Here is an 18,687-nt window from a genome sequence, read left to right as displayed (position 1 = left end):
AAGCGTATCAATCTTCAAATTTTTTGGCTCCGAGCAAGCTCGTCAGCCAAATAAAAAACAGCTAGACCAATTATGATCTAACTGCTTATGTAAACTGCCATCAACTTAATTTGACGAACAGCCATTAAATCATGTTTACGAACAACTAGACTTACTCAACTTTCGAGCTCACAAAAACCTTCCTTTGACATTCAACAAAGAGGACAGTAAAAAATTATTACCACAAAATAAACGTCTTTATTTCAGCTACTCATATCTAAATAAAGAAAAAGACCGTCTAACCAATCTCTTGCTCAACCAGGTCATTGATTTACGTGTCCCTGCGTTTATCAAAAATGAAAAAATTCATCCCCAAATGATCGATAAGGCTTTAAAACTAAAAAATATCAACCAAGCTCCTAGCAAGCAACGTTTCAAACGGACTTCACGTAATCGAAAAATCAATAAATTGAAACAACTGATTACTAAAATCAACAATGAAAATCTCAATCTTTGTCATGGTTACTTGAATCAGATTTATTTGATTCTCTTGATTCATAATCTCTTACCCTTACATTTAAGAGATAAAACCTATCAACCTGAAGAACTCTTGAAAGATAGTGTTTTTCGGACTAAATTATTGCAATTCGACTATGATAGATATCTCTATCAAGAGTTCAAGCCAGAAAATTATTTGAGATTATTAGCTTACAACCGGATACATCGCATGCCAACTCACATTACATCTTATGACGCCCGCGACATTTTTCCAGAAGCACGCGAATGTGGATTCTCTGCCACTGCGTATGTGATTTCCATTGATGATGTTAACGAATGCTATATAACCTTTCGCGGGACTGAGGCTGGTTCAGACGATAAAATCAAATCTAAAAGTAAGCGTTTTGAGCAATCTATTCTTGAAACTTATAAAGATTGGGACTATAACATTAATTCAATTTTGATTGGTAGCGATAAAAATTTTAGTCAATTAACAGTTGCAAGAGAATTCGTTCAATATATTAAAAATCTTGTTGATCCCAATACTCACATGTACGGTTTAGGACATTCTTTAGGTGGTCATTTCGTTCAGACTTTGCAATTGATTGATGACTGTTTTGATGCAGGTTATACTCTAAATTCTGCTCCAGTCAATTTAAAATTGATTCAACAAGTCAAACCTGAATTGCTTGATAAAATGACTTGGGATAAATTATTTGCTTTGACTGATGACACTAACAATCAAAAATTACTGACGCCCCAAATCAGAAAAGACATCAATCGTCTTTTGCCACATGATTATTCAGAAATCCTCAATGAAAGTTTTGAACAGGATATCACCCAAATGTTTTACGAGTTGCCATACACTATTTGGATTGGCAAAAAATGGGAATACAATCTAAGTAATTGGACTTACCCATTCAAAAAACATCCTAGAGCTTATCTCAGTAGCGATGAAATCCACTCATATCAACATTTCTTCGAACAATTGATTGCCTTTTTATCTGAATCGAACAGCAGTACTCAAGTCGCTCGTAATACGATGAGTTTTATCAGACTAAGAACTCGCCTGTTACATGAAACCATCAACAATCCTAAAACTGCTCAATTTTTCTATGATTATTCTAATTTTTTGTATAGCTCTGGTATCTTTACTGATAAGCCACAACAAATCAGCAAAGAATTCATCGAACAAAATAATTCCGTTCTCAGAGGATCTCTGCGTGAATGGCCGTTTCTAAGAAGTGTCAACCGCGACATGTTAAGTTTAGCGACTTATTTTCATGTCATCGACGGGGCAAAGCATTTCTTGAATCGAACCCCCACTAAATTATAAATATTATAATTTTATTAAAATAATACTTGAATTTTAATTTTTCAGTGACTATAATACGAAGCAACAAAACGTTGAAGAAAAAAGTAGAAATCTCAAGTATGCCTAGTGAGTCACGTCGAGTGAAAAGTGATCATCAAGAGACGTTCGAAAATCATTTCTGAGTTCGGTGCCGATATGTAGGTTACCGTGGCAGCCACCATTATCAGGCTAGCGGATAGATTTTTTGTCCGTTAATTGAGTGGGTATTTTTGAATACTCAAAAAAGGTGGTACCGTTCTCATGGAGCCCTTTTCCTTAACTGGAAGAGGGCTCTTTTTGTTTCCCAGAAATGATTCACGTTTTCTAATTTCAAAAAGAGGTGGTAAAAAATGGACTCTGATATTAGTGGCATTAATGATATAGCACAGATTAGACAAAACATTTTTTGGAGGATTACTTATGAAAGAGGATTACGATTTATCAGGAGAAAAGAAACGCAATAAAAGACTTTTGCATTTACTAGTCGTCAGTTCATTAATTTTTGGGATGTTCTTTGGGTCTGGGAACTTAATTTTCCCGGTTCATCTAGGACAATTATCTGGTAACAACTGGCTATCAGCCGCATTTGGCTTCGCAATTTCAGGTTCGTTGTTTCCACTGCTAGCCATTCTCGCGGTCGTTGTTACGAAGAGTGATGGCTTATATGATTTGGCTCGTCCAGTTGGCAAATTTTATGCCGCATTATTTTTAGTATTGGTCCACTTGACTATCGGGCCTTTCTTTGGAACACCAAGAACCGCTGCGACGGCGTTTCAAATGGCTGTTCAACCCTTCTTGCCTAAAAAGTTTGACACCGTCTCGATGCTGCTTTTTACCGCTCTATTCTTTGGACTGGCCTATGTTTTAAGTGTTCATCAGAACCGTTTGCTGAAATATGTCGGCAAATATCTCAACACAATTTTCCTTGTCTTATTGGCCGTTGTTTTCTTGGTCGCTTTCTTGAAACCAATGGGCGGCGTCAATCACATGCCTACTCAAGCCTATCAAACTGGTTCTACTATCAGCGGCTTGCTTGAAGGCTACAACACGATCGATGCTGTCGCTTTGTTAGCTTTAAGTGTTACTTTCGTCCATGCTGTAAAAGGCCTTGGATACAAGGATAAAGAATTGACTGGACTAACTGCTAAAGCTGGTTCTTTAAGTATCGCCCTTGAAGTTTTAGTTTACTTCGGATTAGTTTTACTAGGTGCTTTTAGTTTAAGCAAATTGACACTTTCTGCTAATGGAGGCGTTGCCCTTTCACAAATCGTTAATTATTATTTCGGCAATTTTGGAGCAGCTTTCTTAGGAGTCTTGGTAACTTTAGGAGTCTTCACTACCGCCATGGGCTTAGTTGCTTCATTTGCCCAAGATTTCCACAAGTTATTCCCTAAAGTCAGCTACTTAGCATGGTTAAGAACAACTACCATCATGTCCTTTGTCGTTGCTAATGCTGGACTTGATAACATCATCGCTTGGTCATTGCCAGTCTTAATGTTGCTTTACCCATTATCACTTGCTTTGATTCTCGTTTCTTTAACTATTCATGCAAAACCATATGCAAGCGTCGTTTATAAGATGACGATTGCTTTCACCGTTTTGCCAGCTGTCTTTGATATGTTGAACGCCTCGCCAGCTGCTGTTACTAATTTAACTTTTGTTAAAACAGCGCTTAATTTCTATCATCAATATGTACCCTTTGCCAGTTTAGGATTAGGTTGGGTCACATTGACCTTTGCTGGATTCGTCCTCGGACTTGTCTTTGGTAAGTTAGGTGTCTTCGCCAGTGCAACCAATTCAGTCGAAAGTCGAAACTAACCATGACTTTTAAAATCATCAAAACTGGTAAATACTTCGACTTTCAAAAAATCAGTCAGTTGTATTATCAAACTTTTATCTACTCTTACGTCGGATTGGTACCACAAAAATATCTCAATGAAATCACACCTAAAACGTGGCACCCAAAAACCTACTGGAACAACACTTTGATAGCTTTAGATGGGGATAAAGTTGCAGGCGTCTGTTCTTACGGACCAGCTAGACGAAGTAATTATCAAAATTTTGGCGAAATTTATACGCTTTATGTTTTGCCAAAGTATCAACATCAAGGTATTGGGCAAAAATTATTTCAAAAAGCCTTGAATATCCTGCATTCAGAGTTTTCAGAACTGTACTTAATCGTGTTAAAAAATAATTTAATTGCCCGAGCATTTTACGAAATGTTTGGCTTTGAAGAAACTCTGGATTTAATTGTTAAACGAACTAATTATGGTTTGATTCGGGAAATAGTTTATATTGAAAATTAAAATTGAATAGTCAAAAAAATACTCCCTACATCATCAAATGATGTAAGGAGTATTTGTATTTTTAAATTAAAGTCTCTTATTTAATTCTTCACCAAGTTCTTCATACCCAGGACGACCTAGCAATCCGAACATGTTCTTCTTATAAGCTTCAACACCTGGTTGGTTGAATGGGTTGATACCATTCAAGTAACCTGAAATACCAACAGCAATTTCGAAGAAGTACATCAAGTATCCTAAGCTAAATGCGTTTTGTTCTGGGATGTGTACTGTCATAACAGGAACACCACCGTCAGTATGTGCAAGTACAACACCTTCGTAAGCTTTCTTGTTTACAAAGTCCATTGACTTGTTTTCCAAGTATTCCAAACCATCAAGGTTACCCTTTTCGGCAGGAATCTTAACGTCATGTCTTGGCTTGTCGATTAGGACAACTGTTTCCATCAAGTTACGACGTCCTTCTTGGATATATTGACCTAATGAGTGCAAATCAGTTGAGAAGTTAGCTGATGATGGGTAGATACCTTTTTGATCTTTACCTTCAGATTCACCCATCAATTGCTTCCACCATTCGCCAAAGTATTGAACGTTTGGTTCGTAGTTTTCAAGCAATTCTGTTGTGTAACCTTTGCGGTATAAGATATTTCTCAATGCAGCATACTTGTATGCGTCATTCTTTGTAAGGTCAGCTGAACTGTAATCTTCACGAGATTGTGCAGCACCTTCCATCAATTTGTCGATATCGATACCGGCAACAGCGATTGGCAATAGACCAACAGCAGTGAGAACTGAGAAACGACCACCAATGTCATCAGGAACAACGAATTCTTCGTAACCTTCGGCATCGGCTTCACTCTTCAAAGCACCCTTAGCACGGTCAGTAGTAGCGTAAATACGTTCCTTTGCGCCTTCTGCACCATACTTTTCAATCAACTTAGCCTTCAAAATTCTGAAAGCAATTGAAGGTTCTGTTGTTGTACCAGATTTTGAAATAACGTTAATACTGAAGTCACGATCACCGATAACTTCAATAAGGTCGGCTAAGTAATTTGGAGAAATTGAGTTACCACAGAAGTAAACTTCTGGAACATCCTTATCATTCTTAACGTTGTAGAATGATGAGCTCAAGAAGTCAATTGCAGCACGTGCACCCAAGTATGAACCACCGATACCAATTCCGACAAAGACTTCTGAGTCAGATTGGATCTTTTTAGCAGCTTTCTTGATACGGCCGAATTCATCTTTGTCGTAATCAACAGGCAAGTCGATGAAACCACGGAAATCAGCACCGGCACCAGTACCCTTACGTAGTTCTTCGTCAGCAGCAGTAACTAGTGCTTGCATTTCGCCAACTTCGTTTTCATGAACGAACTTGCTTAACTTTGAATCATCAAATTTAATTTGTGTCATTTTCTCTCCTCCATATACATCATCAAAACTAGATTAATCATTTTCACAGAAAATTTCAAATTTTTATCGACTTTTTTATCCATTTTCCAATAAAAAACAACAAATATCCTACCATTGCGCCAATTGTATTAAATATAACGTCATCAATATCGGTGACTCCAGTATTCAAAACAAATTGCATCGTTTCAATAGAAATCGAAATCAAAGCACCGATTACGACTACATCAAAGAATTTCAGATGTTTTTTGCTTAATGCTGGAATAAAGAATCCCATTGGTACGAACCACATAATATTACCATACAAATTATAAATAAAGTCGACCAATGATTTAGCATCGGCTAATTTAAATGTTTCTATCAGCGGAACGATATTTATTTCAGACAGTGGACGATGCCAATAAAACTTGAACTGCCAAATGAAATAGCCTTCTCGAAAGACTGTCAAAGCAAAAAGTAGGAAAACGTAGAATACAAACAAATCTAGCCAAAATTCATACCAAAAAGTTGTATCCTTCTTTTTCATTTTAATCCATATAAACCTTAAAACAATGAAGAATAAGGTATACAGTATTGCTTTATCCACAGCGTAAAAAGAAAGCCGAATCAATGGAAAATGATTAATCCTCATCGCATACATTTTATAAATGTAATCATAAAGCGGTCCTAAAAATATCATTTTACTCATTCTTTCCCACTTTTTACCTATAACGTATTATACTAACTATTAAGTAATTTATTTAGCCTTTAAATAGATTTATTTAAATAATTTTTACAAGCAAGGAATTCTCAATGAATAAATTAAAACATCTTCTGAGCAAGCGATTGGGCTTTATGAGCTTTTTAATCGCTTTACTCTGGGTCAAAACCGTCATTGCCTACTATGTAGACTTTTCATTAGGCGCTTCGGACCCGTTACAACATCTAATTCTAATTATCAATCCAATTGCAACTACACTTATTTTGTTGAGTATAGCGTTATACATCAACCGTCCCAAACTCTCATATATCATTATGGGAATAATCTATGTACTTGAGTCAGCATTGTTATACGGCAATATTCTTTATTATCGTGAATTCAGTGATTTTCTCTCTTTCAACACGATTGCTGGTGCTTCTAAAGTTTCTAAAGGCCTTGGTAACAGTGCGGCAAATCTTATCCAAACACACGATTTTATTTATGGATTGGATTTCATTATTATCGCAATATTGTTACTAACCCATTATATCAAACTTGACCAAAGACCAATGAAGAAATTGACCGCAATTGCAACAACTTTTTTAGGAATTTTTCTTTTCTCATTTAATTTAATGATTGCTGAAGGTAACCGCCCTCAATTATTGGGTCGGACCTTTGATCGTGCCTACATCGTTAAGTATTTAGGACTGAATACTTTTTTGGCTTATGATTCAATCAAGACTGTTCAAAATAACCAAGTTCGTTCTGAAGCGGTCGGAACAGATATGGATGATGTCCTCGCCTATCTCAATCAAAATTATGCTAAACCAAATCCGAAGTATTTTGGTAAAGCTAAGGGCAAAAACATTATCATCATCCATTTGGAAAGTTTCCAACAATTCCTAATCAACGATAAGGTCAACGGCCAAGAGGTTACGCCCTTTTTAAATAGCTTATACAACGACAAAAACACAATGTCCTTTGATAATTTCTATCATGAAGTCGGCCAAGGTAAAACTAGTGATGCCGAGAATATGCTAGAAACTGGACTTTTTGGTTTACCTGAAGGATCTTTCTTCTCAAAACTAGGTAGCGACAATACTTTCCAAGCTGCTCCTGCTATTTTAGGTCAAAAAGAAGGCTACACTAGTGCTGTCTTCCATGGAAACGTCGGTAGTTTCTGGAACCGTGACAACGTTTATAAGAACATGGGTTATGACTACTTTTTCGATTCGAAATACTTTAATAAGACGAGTGATTCCAGTCTTGAATATGGTATGAAAGATAAATTGATGCTTTCAGAAAGTGCCAAGTATTTGGAACAATTGCAGCAACCGTTCTATGCTAAATTTATCACTGTCACAAATCACTATCCTTTCCAATTGCCGGATGAAGATAATGATGGTTTCGTGCCACCAAACACTGATAACAGCGCCGTTAACAATTATTTCTTAACGGCTCACTACTTGGATAACGCCTTAAAAGAATTCTTCAATTACCTTAAATCAAGTGGAATCTATGATAATTCCATGATTGTCCTTTATGGTGACCATTACGGATTATCTGACAGTCAAAACACTGATTTGGCACCAGTTCTAGGCGTTAATGACAATGACTGGACTGATTTCAATGATTCTCAAATGCAAAAGGTGCCTTTCATGATTCATATGAAAGGACTAAAGGGTGGCATCAACCACGAATATGGTGGAGAAATCGATGTTTTGCCAACAATTTTACATTTAGCTGGTATCAATACGAAACAATATGTTCAATTAGGAACTGATCTCTTATCAAAGCAGCATAAACAACTTGTTGCCTTTAGAAATAAAAACTTCATTACGCCAAATTACACTGTCTTAAAAGATAGCGATGGCAATCCAGAAGTTTACAAGAATAAGACTGGCGAATTGGTAGATCTTGACAAAAATCCAACTTTGAAGAAGAAAGTTGCTAAATGGCAGAATAAGGTCGATAAGGAATTGAACTTATCTGACACCATCAACAATAAGAATCTCTTGCGTTTCTATACGCCAACTGGTTTTACGCCAATTGATCCAAAAGATTATGGTTATCAAAATGAAATTCAAAAATTAGTTCGAGAAAGAAACAGTCTCGGTTTGAAGTCAACTAGCGTCTACTCGCAAAATAACAATAAAACAACCACTAACCTCTATAATACTGATGCCCCTGAATTAAATGGCGACAGAACTTATATTGATAGCTGGTCCAGTATTTTAAAAGATGACAATGACAATACTAAATAGACTGTTCAAAATTCAATAAGATGCAAGAAGTCGGTTTAAGCCGACTTTTTTTATTTTATTAAATAACGTATTATTAGGCTATGAACTAATCTAGTTATGAGGAATACAATGAAAAAAATTCAATCAATCTTAAACAAACGATTAGGATTTATGACCTTCCTAATCGTTTGTTTATGGCTCAAAAGTCTTATCGCTTATTACCTTGATTTTTCATTAGGAATTGAGAATCTACTGCAACATTTCCTATTGATAGTTAATCCTTTTGCGACAACAGTCTTTTTAATGAGCTTTGCACTCTATTTCAATAAGTCAGTTATTTCATATTGGGTGATGGGAATCATTCATTTAGCTGACTCTCTTTTTATTTATGGAAACATCCTTTATTACCGCGCCTTCTCAGACTTCATTTCATTTAATTCAATTACTGGAGTTGGCAAAGTAGCAAATGGTTTATTGACGACAACGCTTGGTGTAGTAAAGGTCCGCGATGCGATTTATCTGGTGGATTTTTTAATCATCATTTTATTATTCGCAACTCATTTTATTAAAATTGACAGAACTCCCTTTAGAAAACTGAATGCCTTTGCTACTACCTTTTTAGGCTTAGCATTATTTTCAGCCGATTTAGCTGGTTCTGAGGGTAATCGCCCGCAATTGTTAGGACGTACCTTTGATCACTCTTATATCGTGAAATATTTAGGTATCAATTCCTTTTTGCCTTATGATTCTATTCGTGCATTAAAAAACGATCAGGTCCGTTCGAATGCAACTGAAACCGAAATCGACAATATTTTAGATTATACGAAAAATAATTACGCTGCTCCTAATGCAGAATATTTTGGCAAAGCTAATGGTAAGAATATTATTATTTTGCATCTAGAAAGTTTTGAACAATTCTTAATTGGGATGAAGATCAATGGCGTTGAAGTGACGCCGTTTCTAAACAGTCTTTACAACGATAAAAATACTCTATCTTATGATAATTTCTTCAATGAGGTTGGTTCTGGTCGCACTAGCGATGCCGAAACGATGCTGGAATCAGGATTATTTGGATTGCCAACTGGAACTTCATTCTTTACTAAACTGGGAACATCGAATACTTTCCAAGCTGCTCCCGCCATTCTTTCCCAAAAGAAAGGCTATACCAGTGCTGTCTTCCACGGAAATGTCGGGAGTTTTTGGAGTCGTGACTCTGTTTACAAGAATATGGGCTATAACTATTTCTTTGATCAAAGCTATTATGATACTAAAGACCCTGATACCCAGTCCGACAACACTTATGGCATTAAAGATAAACTACTCTTCTCTGAAGGAGTCAAGTATCTAGAACAAATGCAACAACCGTTTTATGCTAAATTTTTAACGGTCACCAACCATGTCAGTTACCAATTTTCCGATGAAGATAATGGCAACTTCCAAACTACCGATTTGTCTGATGACGAAATCAATCGTTACTTTGAAACGGCCCACTACCTTGACAAGTCAATTGAAGAATTCTTCAACTATCTATCAGCTACTGGACTCGATAAAAATACGATGGTCGTCTTATATGGAGACCACTATGGGTTAAATGCCACTCAACATAAGGAACTAGCTACCCAATTACTGGGAAAAGATGCTAACACGTGGAGTAAATTCAACGAAACCCAAATGCAACGAGTACCCTTCATGATTCACATGGATGGTCTTAAAGGTGGCGTAAAGCACACTTACGGTGGAGAAATCGATGTTTTGCCAACGATTCTTCATCTAGCTGGTGTTAATACGAAACAGTATATTCAATTAGGGACTGATTTACTCTCCAAACAGCACGATTCGAAAGTCACCTTTAGAAATCACAGTTTGATAACGCCCAAGTACACCGTCTATCCTTCTGACAAAGGTATGCCAACAGTTTACTCGAATGCAACTGGAGAAGAGATTGACCTGCATGACAATCCCGACCTAGCAACCAAAGCCGAAAAATGGGTTAAGGAAGCAGCTCTCAAGTTAAAAGTTTCAGACGATGTCAACAACAAGAATCTGTTGCGCTTTTACACGCCGTTTGGTTTCACGCCTGTCAATCCAACGAATTACTCCTATCAAGATCAAGTTCAACAAATGGAGAAAATCCGTAATGACCTTGGCAAAAAATCAACTAGTCTTTATTCTCAAAATGGAAATAAGACGACAACTAATCTCTATAATACTGACGCTTTACAGCTCCAAAATGATCGAACGCCAATCGATAGTTGGTCGTATCTCAAAGATAACAATAAATAACTATAAAAAAGACGAAACGAGACATATCTGAAAATGACATGTTTCGTTTCGCCTTTTATTTCTTAATAATACTTTTTAACTCTCTTTATTCTGTGGTTCCTTTTTATCTTCGTCAGGTTTATGTTCATAACCTTCATCAAATAATGTCACTGTGAAAGTAGTTCCTTCATTTAGCTTACTTTTGACTTCAATTTCTCCACCGTGATTTTCGACCAACTGGTGAACAATTGAAAGTCCTAAACCAGATTCACCATATTTTCGATTCTTCCGGGATGGATCAGCTTTATAGTACCGATCCCAAATATTTTTAACTTGATCTTCTGACATCCCGATACCAGTATCTGAAATGGTGAAAATTGAAGCGTGACGCTCATCATCACGGCCTCCACTGATAAAAATTTTTCCCTTATTAGTGAACTGAATCGCATTTTGCATGATATTAAAAATCACTTGTACGAAGCGATCATAATCAGCATAAGTCTTCAATTCGCCTTCATAAGGTTTGAGAATCAATTCATCACCAGAGCTGTCAGCTTTTTTCTTCAATTGCGAAGTAATGTCTTTTAATGGCTTATTCGCATCAAAGACACGTTTAGCCATCGTAATCTGATTAGTCCGAATCTTCTCGTAATCCAAATTTTCATTGACTAGTCGAATCAAACGTTTTGTTTCATTTCTCATCAATTGAATACTTTGATCCTTTGATTCTTCGGGAATAGCATTATAAGCCAATCCCTCCAAAAGACCGTTGATAGTCGTCAAAGGCGTTCTCATTTCGTGAGATGCATCAGCCATAAACTCTTTACGACGTTGTTCTTGGCGCTTGATTTCTTTGTCAGATGCTTCAAGCGACTTGACCATTTGGTTGAAATCGTCAGCCAAATCATCCAGCTCATCTCGACCTCTACTCTCAATTTGAACAGAGAAATCATTATTGGCAACTTTCTTAGTTGCACCACGTAAACGGTTGATTCGGTTGACTTGGTATCTTGACAAGAGGAAGCTCAAAATAATCGCTGCTAGAAGTGAAATCAAGAGTGCAAAATAAAGCCGTCGATTGATTTCACCGATATTAGTTTGCAACTCCGAAACATCTGAACCTGCCCAAACAGCCGCAATCAATTTACCATTTTGGAACCATGGCGTTAAAACATAGACATAACTGCGGTCATCATCTTTACGAAGTCGAGGATTGCCTGCGGTATTTTGCGGTTTTTGAATATTTCGAATTGTTTTGCCTTGCTTTAGCTTCTTCCAATACGATTGCTTCAAGTGCAATTTCACATTAGTTGGTGGCGTTGGGTAAACTTGATTATTCTTGTAATCGAAGATGGCAAATTGAACGTTTCTCTCTGAAAGAACTTGTTCAACCGTTCGAATATTATCGCCTGTTATATTATGAATTTGCCCAGTCTTTGGATCGTTTTTCAAAGCGATTTTTTCTAAGTTACCAGCATAGCTCTCCAAACTCTTATAAGTTCGGTTGTACCCCCAATTAGTTGAGGCACTAGTAACAGAATACAAAATAATACCTAAAGTCGTTAAGATAACGATTAAAAAACTCAGCATATTTTGATAAATTAATTTCATTATGCCTTAGCTTTTGCTCCTGTATCATCAAATTTGTAGCCAACGCCCCAAACAGTTTCAATAACTTGAGGTCCGACCTTTTCAATTTTTTGACGAAGCTTCTTAATGTGGGCATCGACCGTTCTCTCTTCACCGAAGTAGTCGTAATCCCAAACTTGTTCCAACAATTGTTCACGTGAAAAGACTTGTTTAGGTTTACTTGCCAAAGTCTTCAATAAATCAAATTCTTTAGGTGTCAAATCAGGAATTTCCTGACCATTTAAATAGGCTTCACGCGTGTTAGAATTCAATTTGAAAAAGCCAGTGTTGATGTCAAAACCATCATCTGCTTCTTCCACCGTTGCATCAACTGGAGAACTTTCAGCAATTTTTTCAGCCATATTCTCATCACGTCTGTGAATAGCTTTCATTCTGGCAATCAACGTAATTGGGCTAAATGGTTTAGTAACATAGTCGTCAGCTCCAAATTCCAATCCGAGAACTTGGTCGCTTTCAGTATCACGAGCGGTCAACATAATTATCGGAACGGTTTTTGAAACTTTCCGGATTTCCTTGGCTACTTCCATACCATCTTTGCCAGGTAAATTTAAGTCAAGGGTAATCATATCCCATTTGTCAGGATCAGCATTGAACATGTCCATAGCTTGATTGCCATCGTAGGCAAAATCAGCTTCCCATTTTTCTTTTTGAAAGAACATCCCCATCATTTCGGAGACGGACTTATTATCCTCTATCATTAAAATCTTCATAAATATCACTCCATATTTAAAATTAGGCTATCTCATTACAATAAAAATTGTTAACATGTCATTAGTATACAAAAATAAATTTAAGTTGGTGATCTTTTGAATAACAATTATCAAGGAACTGTCTTCTTCGATCTTGACGGGACCCTGTTAAACAATGACTCACAAGTTGATGACTCTGTTGCAAAGGCAGTCCATCAATTGAAAGCAAATAATTACTTACCAGTTATCAGTACCGGACGCTCACCGATCGAAATCGATGCAGCAACCAAAACAACAGGTATTGATACTTATATTACTTTAAATGGTGCATTTGTCCAATCGCAAGGCAACGTCATCTATCAAAATAATATCAAACCTACCTTAATAAAAGCTGTAATCAATCAAGCTAAAGAATTTGGTGACAGCATTAGTATGCACTCGCCGACAGAATCATTTTTAAGCGAAGCATCCGATTTTGTCAAAGACTTTTATCAAGCTGTTAATATCGAATTACCAAAAGTCGATCCAACATTCTATCAAAAAAAGGATGTACAAATGGTCGTTGTCGTTTCAAGTGGCGATGCAAAAAGATACCAAGAGAAATTTCCAGAATTGAAATTTTACAAAACTGGTCCTTATTCAATTGATACGATTGATAAGGGTGTCTCTAAAATGAATGGTATCAAACACCTCATCAAAGGTTTGCACCTTGAAGATAAGCCAGTTTACGCTTTTGGCGATGGTCCAAACGACTTGCCAATGATTGAATCAGCTGACTATAGTATTGCAATGGGCAACGGAATTGAATCCGTCAAGAACGCTGCAACTTATGTTACCACTGAAAACGTTAACGGTGGAATTGTTAAGGGTCTAAAACATTTCAATTTAATATAAATAAAAACACAAATAATTATATATAAAAATAATAGGGATGATAATCTTTTTTGATTACCATCCCTATTTTATTATGAAGCTATTTTTGAAGTAAAATTAAACGTTCTAACAAGTTCTTAATCAAATGGCTTTGCGTTTTTATATCAGTTGCCATATTTCCGCGAGCTAGTTTTTTATTGGGTTTGAAAAAAATTATTTTATCATTACTAGACATTCCAACTGGCAATTCCAAAATTTCATTTTCCAAATCAATTTTTTCAAGTCTAATCTGTCTTACCTGTAAAATACTCCCATTCAAGATATATGCTTCTACTCGCAATAAACTATTCGTATCTCCGTAAGTTATGTAAATATTTCTTAACTCTTGAAAGATATTAAGAATATCGCCCCTTTTAGAAGATTGGATTTGAAAATTTATCGATTCAAAGAATTCATTTAACTTTGACAAAGCCCTCTGATCTTTCTTAGCATTATTCAACTGACTGGCATTTTGTCTGATTACTTGTGAAACTAAGCTATTTAATAACGTAAACTGATTATTGGAAAAACCATTTGGCAATATTGCAATAACTATATAATCCACCATCTGTTCATCATTCCCCCACGCAACAGCGTTATCAAGCGAAAATAAAAATATTTGTGGCATTTTGATTTCATCATTTACAGCAAAACAAAATGCGACTCGATGGGAAAAAATCGTGCTACCTTGCAACTCATTATCTAAAATTTCATTATATATAGTTAATTTATTCAAACTATCAAGGGATGCAACCTGATAAGCGATTTTTCTGAGAATACCCAATTTGTCATCATTATCCAGTTTCAAATAAAAAGCATAATTATTGCTCGTGGTATTAAGCAATTTGTTCACTCCTTCAGCTCATTTCATAATTCAATTGCAAATTACATTATAAAATTCATTTGTCATATAATAATATACGAGTATTTGAATGATAGATATTAACAAATAATATATCAGGAGTTGCAAATGAATATTGATACTTTAAAAATGATTATTACAATTGCTCGAACCGGGACCATCTCTGCAGCTGCCACTCAATTAGGCTATGCTCAATCGAACATTTCCAGTCGACTCCGTCAATTAGAAAATAAACTGGGAACTACTATTTTTTATCGAACCAATCGAGGCGTAATTTTAACAGAAGATGGTAAACAATTTTATCAACGAGCTATTCAAATCGTGAATTTAACAGAGGACACCGTTAATCAGTTGCGTCGTCCAAGAGATATTGAAGGAGATTTGCATATCGGTACCTTACAAACTGCTTCAACGACTTACTTGCCTGCTATCTTAACTAAATATCATCAAACTTTTCCAAAAGTTAATTTGGCAATTGAAGCTCATCATCGAATCAAAAATATTCAACAAGTTTTAAATCATGAATTAGATGGAGCCGTCGTTGGTGAAATAAATCAAGCTGACAAGTTAACTACGATTCCACTTTCAAAAGAAAAACTTTGTCTCATATCAAATTCTGATAAGATGCCTGATTTTAAAACAACGCCCTTCTTAACTTTTCCCATCGGCTGCGTTTATCGGGAAGTTGCTGACAAATGGTTTGCTTCTAAATCAATGAAAGCTCCGCAATTGATTCAATTTAATTATCTAGATGCCATTTTAGCCAGTGTCTGTTCAGGTTTAGGAGCCAGTATCGTTCCAAAAAAAACTGCTCAACCTTACGTTTTTGAAGGATTAATCAATACTTTTCCTTTGCCAGCAGAATTTTCTACGATTCAGTTAGATTTTATTTATCGTGACGATTACATAGTTAATAAACCCTTTGAAAAATTTATTGATATTTTGACAAATTAAACACTATTAATATAGTAGATTCTCAAATTTAGACGTGTATAAAAAAGGTTGTACCAACTTGGATATTTCCAGTTGATACAACCTTTTTTATCATAATATTATGCTTTCACAACAACCTTACCCATCATATGACCAGCTTCAACTAACTTCGTAGCACGTTTCAAATTATCCAAATTGAAGCCATGGAAAACTTTAGTAACGGTCGAATCAATTGTTCCCTTATCTAGCCCATCAGCTAATTTTTCCAAGTATTCACCTTGAGTGGACATAGCGGCTAATTTGAACTTAGCTTTGGTAAACATCCATTCCCAAGCAAAATCAACTGATTTTTGTTTCAAATCTGCAACTTGGGATTCACGCAAATTGGTGATTGTCGCAAATATTCCTAAAGGTTTGATCAATTCAACGATTTCTTGCCAATGTGGATCGTTATCGCTCAATCCAATAATATAATCGACATTTTCTATTCCTAAATCGTGAACTTGCTTAATTAAATCTTGATGATGGTTGACCACTAAATCGGCTCCTAAATCTTTGACCCACTTAACCTTTTCATCCGTCGAAGCAGTGGCAATAACTTTTAATCCAGCCAAATGAGCCAACTGAATGGCGATTGAGCCAACGCCTCCAGCACCATTGATAATTAAAATAGTTTTATCACGATTATCCATTGCTGGATTAATGTGTAATTTTTCATACAACAACTCGCTAGCTGTCAGTGTAACTAGTGGCATTGCTACGCTTTTTTCAACAGAAGTTTCTTTAGGGGCGCGGGCGACGATACGTTCATCAATTATTTCATATTCTTGGTATGAACCGTCACGTGTGTAGTCACCAGCAAAGAAAACTTTTTCCCCAACGTCAAATTTACTTGCTTCTGGGCCAAGCGCTTCAACGATTCCATAGCCATCATAGCCTAAAATCTTGGGTTCTTTTGTTTCCTGAACCTTTTTACGAGTGGCTATATCAACTGGATTGATAGAAACACCAAGGATTTTAACCAAAATATCACGACCTTGCGGCGTTTCCATTTGTTTGTCAAATTCAATCATGCTATCTAAATTACTATTAGTTACTCCATATGCTTTCATCTTATCCAACCTCTTTTATAATTATTATTTTACAACAAAAGTAGAATAGATAAAAAAATCCGAGTAGAGTTAGTAATCTCTACCCGAATATTTTCCCAATTACATATTTATTTTTATCCCAAAATCTCAACAGTGGCACTAGTAATTCCATAAGAAGGAATCATGCTATTTGGCATTGCCATATCGATTTGGTGTGGATTGTCATAGGCAAATGTTCCAGTATCGTTAACTGTTCGATAATAGACATCCCCTTGAGCTGTGGTGATTTTAAGGCGTGATCCACGTGGAATAACACTTAGATTCGTTGCAACGCCTGAATAACCCATGTCTGACCCTAAAACGGCTGGATCATAAAAACTAATTTTAAATGTTCCAACGTTTTTAGATGTTGGTTGCATTTGAACTGGTGCTTGCGCAGCTGACTGCGTAATTGCTTGTTGTGATTCTGCAATTTGTTCTGGTTGTGAAGTTTGGACTGGTGCATGGTCAACATCTTGACTTGGTTGGTCCGATGTCACATCACTCATATTTGGATCCTTTTCACTGTCTTGAATACCAGGCATAAATTCTTTATTGTCTGATAATGATATTTTCTTATTTAGTTTATCAGCATCTTCATCGACCTTTTCTTTTGTTTCCAAATTAGTCAATGTTCTTCTAAAATCCGTTACATTACTTGTTTGATCCGTTGATGAATCTGCAACGTAGGCTACTGAATAACCCATACCCCCTGTAACAATCAAACTAATGAAAAGTAGTGCTTCTAATTTAATTTGCTTTAACAACTAATCGCTCCCCGGTTTTTTGTTTACCAGAGGACACTATACAAGATAAATATGTCAGAGATATTACAGGCATAATAAAAAATTCGGTCAGCTAAACTTTTTGTAATGTATTTGTAATGAGTGTCATATAATTTTAATTAATTTTTAAAATTTTAAATTTTTGACCACTTTATAAAAGTTTGTGATATTTTTTTCAAAATTATTGTAACCGATTACTCAAAAAGGAAAATTTATTTTAATATTTATTTATACCGTTTACATTATAAAATCATCATAAATCTCTCTTTTCTAATTGACATTTTTGAATTCGGTTTCAATTTACTCTTCATATCTCTAAAATTGGCTTCAAATCAGTTCAAAATAGCTTTTAAAATCTTTTTTTCTTGTAAGCGAGAACAAATATTTGTTGAAACAATTTTTTTATGCTAATTTAGATTTATCGAAGGATTTGGAGGAATTTATATGTCAAAGAAAATTGCTGTTTTAGTTGGTAGTTTGCGTAAGGGATCATTCTCAAGACAAATTGCTAATAATCTTGTAAAGTTGTTCCCTAGCGATTACGAACCAGAATTTGTTGAAATTGGTAATCTACCACTTTACAACGAAGATATCGATACACCTGAAAATGTACCTGCTGAATACACAGAATTCAGAAACAAAATGAAGGAAGTTTCCGGCGTACTCTTCGTCACACCTGAATACAACCGTTCAATTCCTGGTGGTTTAAAGAATGCTATTGACGTTGGCTCACGTCCTTATGGTCAAAGTATCTGGGATAAAAAGCCAGCTGCCGTAGTCAGCGTATCTCCTGGTGCTATCAGTGGTTTTGGTGCTAACCATGCCCTACGTCAATCATTAGTCTTCTTAAATATGCCTACTTTGCAACAGCCAGAAGCATACATCGGAAACGTTACTAAGATTCTCGATGATGATGGCAACGTTGCTGAAGGAACTATTGGTTTCTTGCAAAGTATCGTTGATGCATTTGTTGGTCTATTAAATAAGTATTAAAATAGATT

Annotated in this window: 15 protein-coding genes; 8 read left to right on the top strand and 7 right to left on the bottom strand. The window is 35.9% G+C overall.

What is annotated here, in order from left to right:
* Nucleotides 1-184: 184 nt before the first annotated feature.
* The 3 genes from FHL05_RS06550 to FHL05_RS06540 all read left to right on the top strand — a co-directional run bounded on the left by FHL05_RS06550 (nt 185) and on the right by FHL05_RS06540 (nt 4,137).
* On the top strand, nt 185-1,813 hold the full coding sequence (locus tag FHL05_RS06550) for a DUF6792 domain-containing protein (protein ID WP_193563029.1): 1,629 nt from the start codon (nt 185-187) through the stop codon (nt 1,811-1,813).
* A 438-nt stretch (nt 1,814-2,251) separates the two neighbouring features.
* The gene (brnQ, locus tag FHL05_RS06545; protein WP_153385831.1) at nt 2,252-3,649 is read left to right on the top strand and encodes a branched-chain amino acid transport system II carrier protein; all 1,398 of its coding nucleotides are present in this window, start codon (nt 2,252-2,254) and stop codon (nt 3,647-3,649) included.
* A gap of 2 nt (nt 3,650-3,651) precedes the next feature.
* Nucleotides 3,652-4,137 (top strand): GNAT family N-acetyltransferase, encoded by a 486-nt coding sequence (locus FHL05_RS06540; protein WP_153385832.1) that lies wholly within the window; start codon nt 3,652-3,654, stop codon nt 4,135-4,137.
* A 66-nt stretch (nt 4,138-4,203) separates the two neighbouring features.
* Here the strand turns inward: FHL05_RS06540 and FHL05_RS06535 are convergent, their stop codons facing one another.
* Together FHL05_RS06535 and FHL05_RS06530 are read right to left on the bottom strand one after the other, a co-directional pair.
* Nucleotides 4,204-5,544 (bottom strand): glucose-6-phosphate isomerase, encoded by a 1,341-nt coding sequence (locus FHL05_RS06535; RefSeq protein ID WP_153385833.1) that lies wholly within the window; start codon nt 5,542-5,544, stop codon nt 4,204-4,206.
* A gap of 55 nt (nt 5,545-5,599) precedes the next feature.
* Nucleotides 5,600-6,220: a VanZ family protein gene (locus FHL05_RS06530; protein ID WP_162000237.1), complete on the bottom strand. Its 621-nt coding sequence runs from the start codon at nt 6,218-6,220 to the stop codon at nt 5,600-5,602.
* A gap of 113 nt (nt 6,221-6,333) precedes the next feature.
* Between FHL05_RS06530 and FHL05_RS06525 the strand changes: the two genes are divergently transcribed.
* Entirely contained in the window at nt 6,334-8,484 is a 2,151-nt protein-coding gene (locus FHL05_RS06525) for an LTA synthase family protein (protein WP_153385835.1), read from the top strand.
* A gap of 108 nt (nt 8,485-8,592) precedes the next feature.
* The gene (locus FHL05_RS06520) at nt 8,593-10,746 is read left to right on the top strand and encodes an LTA synthase family protein (protein WP_153385836.1); all 2,154 of its coding nucleotides are present in this window, start codon (nt 8,593-8,595) and stop codon (nt 10,744-10,746) included.
* Between the two features lie 75 nt (nt 10,747-10,821).
* Here the strand turns inward: FHL05_RS06520 and FHL05_RS06515 are convergent, their stop codons facing one another.
* Nucleotides 10,822-12,336, bottom strand: a complete 1,515-nt coding sequence (locus FHL05_RS06515) for a sensor histidine kinase (RefSeq protein ID WP_153522312.1) — start codon at nt 12,334-12,336, stop codon at nt 10,822-10,824.
* Nucleotides 12,336-13,085, bottom strand: coding sequence for a response regulator transcription factor (locus tag FHL05_RS06510; protein WP_153385838.1), 750 nt, complete (start codon nt 13,083-13,085; stop codon nt 12,336-12,338). Before FHL05_RS06510 ends, FHL05_RS06515 begins: the two co-directional genes overlap by 1 nt.
* A gap of 96 nt (nt 13,086-13,181) precedes the next feature.
* Between FHL05_RS06510 and FHL05_RS06505 the strand changes: the two genes are divergently transcribed.
* The gene (locus FHL05_RS06505; RefSeq protein ID WP_153385839.1) at nt 13,182-13,958 is read left to right on the top strand and encodes a Cof-type HAD-IIB family hydrolase; all 777 of its coding nucleotides are present in this window, start codon (nt 13,182-13,184) and stop codon (nt 13,956-13,958) included.
* A 79-nt stretch (nt 13,959-14,037) separates the two neighbouring features.
* Here FHL05_RS06505 and FHL05_RS06500 read toward each other — a convergent pair whose 3' ends face one another.
* Nucleotides 14,038-14,820 (bottom strand): PTS sugar transporter subunit IIA, encoded by a 783-nt coding sequence (locus FHL05_RS06500; RefSeq protein ID WP_153522310.1) that lies wholly within the window; start codon nt 14,818-14,820, stop codon nt 14,038-14,040.
* Nucleotides 14,821-14,946: 126 nt separating this feature from the next.
* Here FHL05_RS06500 and FHL05_RS06495 point away from each other — a divergent pair, with 126 nt between their 5' ends.
* Complete coding sequence (locus tag FHL05_RS06495) at nt 14,947-15,792, top strand: LysR family transcriptional regulator (protein WP_153385841.1); 846 nt, start codon at nt 14,947-14,949, stop codon at nt 15,790-15,792.
* 98 nt (nt 15,793-15,890) lie between these two features.
* Here the strand turns inward: FHL05_RS06495 and FHL05_RS06490 are convergent, their stop codons facing one another.
* The gene (locus FHL05_RS06490; protein WP_153385842.1) at nt 15,891-16,883 is read right to left on the bottom strand and encodes a zinc-binding alcohol dehydrogenase family protein; all 993 of its coding nucleotides are present in this window, start codon (nt 16,881-16,883) and stop codon (nt 15,891-15,893) included.
* Between the two features lie 113 nt (nt 16,884-16,996).
* Nucleotides 16,997-17,668, bottom strand: a complete 672-nt coding sequence (locus FHL05_RS12565; protein ID WP_238706877.1) for a hypothetical protein — start codon at nt 17,666-17,668, stop codon at nt 16,997-16,999.
* A gap of 462 nt (nt 17,669-18,130) precedes the next feature.
* Between FHL05_RS12565 and FHL05_RS06480 the strand changes: the two genes are divergently transcribed.
* Nucleotides 18,131-18,679 carry an NADPH-dependent FMN reductase gene (locus FHL05_RS06480; protein ID WP_153385843.1) on the top strand — a complete coding sequence of 183 codons (549 nt, stop codon included), beginning with the start codon at nt 18,131-18,133 and terminating at the stop codon, nt 18,677-18,679.
* The last annotated feature ends 8 nt before the right edge of the window (nt 18,680-18,687 follow it).

Origin of the sequence: Companilactobacillus halodurans (assembly GCF_009600995.1) — a bacterium.
Classification (GTDB): Bacteria; Bacillota; Bacilli; order Lactobacillales; family Lactobacillaceae; genus Companilactobacillus; species Companilactobacillus halodurans.
This window is presented reverse-complemented; position numbering and strand designations above follow the sequence as displayed.

Coding starts and splice junctions, on each gene's coding strand:
- brnQ (WP_153385831.1), top strand. CDS start 2,252: ATGAAAGAGGATTACGATTTATCAGGAGAAAAGAAACGCAATAAAAGA.
- FHL05_RS06540 (WP_153385832.1), top strand. CDS start 3,652: ATGACTTTTAAAATCATCAAAACTGGTAAATACTTCGACTTTCAAAAA.
- FHL05_RS06535 (WP_153385833.1), bottom strand. CDS start 5,544: ATGACACAAATTAAATTTGATGATTCAAAGTTAAGCAAGTTCGTTCAT.
- FHL05_RS06530 (WP_162000237.1), bottom strand. CDS start 6,220: ATGATATTTTTAGGACCGCTTTATGATTACATTTATAAAATGTATGCG.
- FHL05_RS06525 (WP_153385835.1), top strand. CDS start 6,334: ATGAATAAATTAAAACATCTTCTGAGCAAGCGATTGGGCTTTATGAGC.
- FHL05_RS06520 (WP_153385836.1), top strand. CDS start 8,593: ATGAAAAAAATTCAATCAATCTTAAACAAACGATTAGGATTTATGACC.
- FHL05_RS06515 (WP_153522312.1), bottom strand. CDS start 12,336: ATGAAATTAATTTATCAAAATATGCTGAGTTTTTTAATCGTTATCTTA.
- FHL05_RS06510 (WP_153385838.1), bottom strand. CDS start 13,085: ATGAAGATTTTAATGATAGAGGATAATAAGTCCGTCTCCGAAATGATG.
- FHL05_RS06495 (WP_153385841.1), top strand. CDS start 14,947: ATGAATATTGATACTTTAAAAATGATTATTACAATTGCTCGAACCGGG.
- FHL05_RS06490 (WP_153385842.1), bottom strand. CDS start 16,883: ATGAAAGCATATGGAGTAACTAATAGTAATTTAGATAGCATGATTGAA.
- FHL05_RS06480 (WP_153385843.1), top strand. CDS start 18,131: ATGTCAAAGAAAATTGCTGTTTTAGTTGGTAGTTTGCGTAAGGGATCA.